Raw genomic sequence first — 4,065 nt, 5'->3', positions numbered from 1 at the left:
CATGTAGCCTTTTTTACGCCACGTAGAAAATAAACTATCACAACCATTAGGTTGCGATTTACCTACAGCCCATAAGTCGGTCACCTGATTTAGAATTGCCTTTTCGGGCGCACCTAAATCAAGCTGAAAATCTAAATAAGTACAAGTAAGCTCCGTATTAGACGTTTCACGATAGTTGCGGATATACGCCGCCTTTTCGTTGTTATCTTTTAAATACTCTAACCACGCTTTACGGACCGGCCACTCAAGCGGCGTATGCTGGTATATATTTAAATATTCTTCTATTTCTGCCTGATGTTTAATGCTCGGATGGCGTTGCCAATACGTTTTTTCAACATAAGGTTTTAACGGATGATTTAGGTTACTAACCGCTTGTTTAAAGTCTTGGTAACTGCCGTACCTTACTTTTTTTTCGGCATCTAAAAATGCATCGTTATCGTTACTTGCCTCGGCAGAATGAAGAGGAAAAATGAATGCAGCTGCCGCAACACTTAGTAAATATTTTTTCATAATGTCCTTTAATAAAAATTAAAGTTGTGAATAAAAACTTTTCAACCACCTTAGCACCAAACCAGCTATATTTTAACCAGTCGATTGTAACCGAGTTAAATTTTTCGTTGCATTTTTAATTTAAAGCAAGCACACTGATTGAAATGCAAACTCATCGTACCAGTCTTAGTTCGTCAACTAGGGAGAATAATAATGTTATATAAAAGCGATTCCTTTGAAGTTAGCTTCCTGAAGGAAAACATCGCCGAGTTTAAGTTTTGTGTTACAGGTTCTGTAAACACACTATCTCAAAAAACTCTTTCAGATTGCGCAGCAGCATTAAAAGAATTAGCCGCCAATACTGATATCAAAGGCATGATTTTTACCAGTGATAAAGACCACTTTATTATTGGTGCCGATATCTTCGAATTTTTACCTACATTTACTAAACCTGAAGAAGAATTAGTAGTGTGGATCAAAAACGCAACCGACGTTTTTGATGCAATTGAAGATTTACCATTCCCAACTCTAAGCGCTATAAACGGTATGGCACTTGGTGGTGGTTGTGAGTGGGCACTTGCTACCGATTATCGTGTGGCAAGCGAAACAGCTAAAATGGGCCTACCAGAAGTTAAACTTGGCATAATGCCAGGGTTTGGTGGCACAGTGCGCTTACCACGTATCATTGGCGCCGATAACGCGATGATGTGGATTACCTCAGGCGCAGAAAACCGCGCAGCAGATGCCCTTAAAGTAGGTGCGTTTGACGCGGTAGTTAGTGCTGACAAACTTCTAGAGTCAAGTGTATCAACACTTGAACTGGCGATTGCTGGCAAGCTAGATTGGCAAGCAAAACGCAACGTAAAACTACAGCCACTTAAATTAAACCGTGTTGAGCAAGGCATGAGCTTTGCTATGGCAGAAGGTATGGTAATGGGTAAAACCAAAGGCCACTATCCTGCACCGGTTATGGCTGTACGTACTATTAAAGCAGCGGCAAACTGTACTCGCGATGAAGCAATGGCAATCGAAAACGCTAACTTTGCTAAATTAGCACGTACACCAGAAGCAGCAGCACAAACTGGTATATTCCTAGCTGATCAATACATTAAAGGTAAAGCACGTAAATTTGCTAAGCACAGCGATGTAGAAATTAAACAAGCCGCTGTATTAGGTGCTGGTATTATGGGTGGCGGTATTGCATACCAGTCTGCTTATAAAGGCACACCTATTATAATGAAAGACATCCAACAAGATGCGCTTGATTTAGGTATGGGTGAAGCATCTAAATTGTTAGGTGCAAAAGTTAAGCGTGGCCACATGCCAATGGAAAAAATGTTGGCAACACTTAGCAAAATTAAACCAACACTTAACGAGTCAGACCTACAAAGTGCCAACATCATTGTTGAAGCCGTTGTAGAAAACCCTAAAGTTAAGCAAGCAGTACTCGCTGATCTTGAAAAGAACATGCCAGAAGGCACTGTACTTACTTCAAATACATCGACTATTTGTATTGATTTACTAGCACAAGCGCTAGATAAGCCAGAAAACTTCTGTGGTATGCACTTTTTCAACCCTGTGCCAAAAATGCCATTAGTAGAAATTATCCGTGGTGCAAAAACCTCAGATAAAACAATTAATGCAGTAGTTGATTACGCGCTTAAATTAGGTAAATCGCCAATTGTTGTTAACGATTGCCCAGGCTTTTTTGTAAACCGTGTTTTATTCCCTTACTTTGCAGGTTTTAGCAAATTAGTGGTTGAAGGCGCTAACTTTGCAAAAGTAGATAAAGTAATGGAAAACGTATTTGGCTGGCCTATGGGTCCGGCTTACCTACTTGATGTTGTAGGTATTGATACAGCGTTCCATTGTACTGGCGTAATGGCTGACGGTTTCCCTGAGCGTATGGCTCGTGCTGATAAAGACCCTGTGACTATTTTTGCCAACGAAAAACGTTTTGGACAAAAGAATAAAGCCGGTTTTTACAAATACGAAACAGATCGTCGCGGTCGTCTTAAAAAGTCTCATGACGAGACAGCAATTGAGCTACTAAGCCCAATCACAGACGCACCAAAAGAATTTGATAAACAAGAAATCATCGACCGTTGTATGATTCCAATGATTAACGAAGTGCTACTGTGTTTGCAAGAAGGCATTGTTGCCTCGCCGCAAGAAGCAGATATGGCATTAGTTTACGGTGTTGGTTTCCCTCCATTTAGAGGCGGCGCGTTCCGTTACTTAGATCAAACTGGTTTAGCTAACTTTGTTGCAGCAGCAGACAAATACGCTCACCTAGGTGCGATTTACCAAGTATCTGAACAAACTCGCAAGTGGGCCGAAGAAGGTCGTGTTTTCTATAAGGTGGAAGGTTAATATCATGAATAATCCAGTAATTGTAGATTGTATCCGCACACCAATGGGTCGCTCTAAAAGTGGTGTATTCAAACATAAACGTGCAGAAGACTTAAGCGCACATTTAATGAAAGGCTTACTAGATCGCAACCCTGCAGTTGATCCTGCATCAATTGACGATATTTATTGGGGTTGTGTACAGCAAACATTAGAGCAAGGCTTTAACGTAGCACGTAACGCATCATTGCTTGCCGGTATTCCGCACAGCGTTCCTGCTGTTACGGTTAACCGTTTATGTGGCTCTTCTATGCAAGCATTGCATGACGCAGCACGCGCAATAATGACAGGCGCTGGCGACACTTACCTAATTGGTGGTGTTGAGCACATGGGTCACGTACCTATGACTCACGGCAACGACTTTCACCCAGGCTTAGCAACATCAATTGCACAAGCGTCTGGCTCTATGGGCTTAACAGCAGAATACCTTGCAACGCTTCATGGCATTAGCCGTGAGCAACAAGATGAATTTGCTTACCGTTCACATCAACGTGCACAAGCTGCAACTGTTGAAGGCCGCTTCCGTCGCGAAATTTTAGCAATGGAAGGTCACGATGCAGATGGTTCGCTTATCTTAGTTGAAGACGACGAAGTAATTCGCCCAGAAACAACAGTAGAAGGTCTATCAAAGCTTCGCCCAGTATTTAATCCTGCATCAGGTACGGTAACAGCCGGTACTTCTTCAGCACTTTCTGACGGCGCATCTGCAATGTTAGTAATGAGCGAAGAAAAAGCAAAAGAACTTGGTTTACCAATTCGTGCGCGCATTAAAGCAATGGCAGTCGCTGGTTGCGATCCATCAATTATGGGTTACGGCCCAGTACCAGCAAGTAAAAAAGCACTTGCTCAAGCCGGTATTACAATTGATGACCTAGGCGTAGTAGAACTTAATGAAGCCTTTGCAGCACAATCATTACCTGTAATGAAAGATTTAGGGTTAATGGATGTTGTTGACGAAAAAGTGAATTTAAATGGCGGCGCAATCGCACTTGGTCACCCACTGGGTTGTTCGGGTTCGCGTATTAGCACATCGCTTATTCACTTAATGGAAGACAAAAATGTACGATACGGTTTAGCAACTATGTGTATTGGTTTAGGCCAAGGCATTGCAACTGTATTTGAACGTGTTCAAGACTAATTAGTTTAAACATGTAAAACCATCTTGGT

The 4,065-nt window shown here is 41.8% G+C and carries 2 protein-coding genes and 1 pseudogene; 2 read left to right on the top strand and 1 reads right to left on the bottom strand.

All coding sequences use genetic code 11. The features are described from left to right. Positions 1-510 (bottom strand): annotated as a pseudogene (locus H5072_RS13350) (lytic transglycosylase); the annotation flags it as partial. A 192-nt stretch (positions 511-702) separates the two neighbouring features. On the opposite strand from H5072_RS13350, the gene fadB reads away from it, so the two are divergent. Both fadB and fadA read left to right on the top strand, forming a co-directional pair. Further along, positions 703-2,862: a fatty acid oxidation complex subunit alpha FadB gene (fadB, locus tag H5072_RS13345; RefSeq protein ID WP_182693792.1), complete on the top strand. Its 2,160-nt coding sequence runs from the start codon at positions 703-705 to the stop codon at positions 2,860-2,862. 4 nt (positions 2,863-2,866) lie between these two features. Continuing rightward, positions 2,867-4,036 (top strand): acetyl-CoA C-acyltransferase FadA, encoded by a 1,170-nt coding sequence (gene fadA, locus H5072_RS13340; RefSeq protein ID WP_024597185.1) that lies wholly within the window; start codon positions 2,867-2,869, stop codon positions 4,034-4,036. The last annotated feature ends 29 nt before the right edge of the window (positions 4,037-4,065 follow it).

Origin of the sequence: Pseudoalteromonas sp. SR45-5 (assembly GCF_014163565.1) — a bacterium.
Classification (GTDB): Bacteria; Pseudomonadota; Gammaproteobacteria; order Enterobacterales; family Alteromonadaceae; genus Pseudoalteromonas; species Pseudoalteromonas distincta.
Note: the sequence above shows the minus strand (reverse complement) of the source record. Positions and strands in the feature narration are given on the sequence as shown.

What these genes read in the sequence shown, in the direction of transcription:
- fadB (WP_182693792.1), top strand. Translation starts at nt 703, where the DNA reads ATGTTATATAAAAGCGATTCCTTTGAAGTTAGCTTCCTGAAGGAAAAC.
- fadA (WP_024597185.1), top strand. Translation starts at nt 2,867, where the DNA reads ATGAATAATCCAGTAATTGTAGATTGTATCCGCACACCAATGGGTCGC.